We start from the raw sequence: 1,381 nt of genomic DNA, 5'->3' as shown, positions 1-1,381 counted from the left end.
GGCATCCTGGGCTACGGCATCCCGGTGGCCGACTTCTGGCGCGGCATCGATCAACAGCCCGACGCGATGATCGTCGATGGCGGTTCTACCGACCCCGGTCCTTATCTGCTCGGCTTGCCCAAGACACTGGTCACGCGTGAAGCGTATCTGCGCGATCTGTCGCTGATGCTCGAAGCCTGCGCCACGCGCAAGGTGCCGATCTATATCAGCTCGGCCGGCGGCCCCGGGATTCGCGCGCATGTGGACTTCATGGTCGATGTGATCGAGGAGATCGCGAAGCGTGACGGTTATCGCTTCAAGATCGCGAAGATCTATTCGGACGTGGACCCGTCGTATGTGCGCGATGCCATGGGCGAAGGCCGCATCACGCCGTGCGCATCGGCGCCGGAGTTGCAGGTGTCGGATGTGGGCGCGTCGTCGCACATCGTCGCGCAAATGGGTGCGGAGCCGTTCGCGAAGGTACTGCGCGAGCATCCCGATCTGGACATCATCGTGGCGGGCCGTGCGTATGATCCGGCGCCGTTCGCGGGGCTGTGCATGCTGCATGGAATCGAGCCGGGGATTTACTGGCACATGGGCAAGATCGTCGAGTGCGGAGCGAACTGCGCGGAGCCGAAAGGCAAAGTAATCCTGGCGACGATCCGTCGCGACAGCTTCGACCTCGAACCGATGAACCCGCGCGAGCGCTGCACGCCGGCTTCGGTGGCGGCGCACACGCTGTACGAGAAGACGCGTCCGGACTTGTTGACGGGCCCGGGCGGGGTGCTGGATCTGCGCGAGGCGACCTACGAACAGCTCACGGAGCGGGCGGTGCGGGTGCGTGGCAGCCGCTTTATTCCGGCCGACGACTACACGGTGAAGCTCGAAGGCGCGGGCGTGGTGGGGATGCGCACGATCTTTATCGGCGGGATCCGCGATCCGATCCTGGTCGAGCAGATCGACACGTTCCTCGAAGGCATCAAGCAGCAGGCGCACGAGACGTATCCGGAGTTGCGCTCGGGCGAGGCGACGCTGAACTTCCACGTGTACGGCAAGAACGGCGTGATGGGCAGCTTCGAACCGCAGACGCAAGCGGTGCCGCATGAGATCGGCTTGCTGGGTGAAGTGACGGCGGCGAATCAGGAACTGGCGAATGCGATTTGCAGCAGCGTGCGTATCGATGTGCTGCACACGCCGTATCCGGGACAGGTGGCCACAGCAGGTAACTTCGCGATTCCGTTGAATCCGCCGGAGAACCCGATTGGGCCGGTGTGCAAGTTCACGGTGTATCACGTGATGAAGATCGACTCGGCGGAGTCGCTGTTTCCGGTTGAGATCGTGGAGGTAGGCGCATGAGCACGACGCAGACACAAGGCAAGACGCTGCGCGAACTGGCGAAGGT

At 63.4% G+C, this 1,381-nt stretch carries 1 protein-coding gene; it reads left to right on the top strand.

Annotated elements, in window-relative coordinates; all coding sequences use genetic code 11:
• A partial coding sequence (locus QCE63_RS35465) for an acyclic terpene utilization AtuA family protein (protein WP_309839927.1) occupies positions 1-1,335 on the top strand: 1,335 nt, incomplete at its 5' end.
• Positions 1,336-1,381 lie beyond the last annotated feature (46 nt).

The organism is Caballeronia sp. LZ065 (assembly GCF_031450975.1).
GTDB lineage: Bacteria > Pseudomonadota > Gammaproteobacteria > Burkholderiales > Burkholderiaceae > Caballeronia.
Note: the sequence above shows the minus strand (reverse complement) of the source record. Positions and strands in the feature narration are given on the sequence as shown.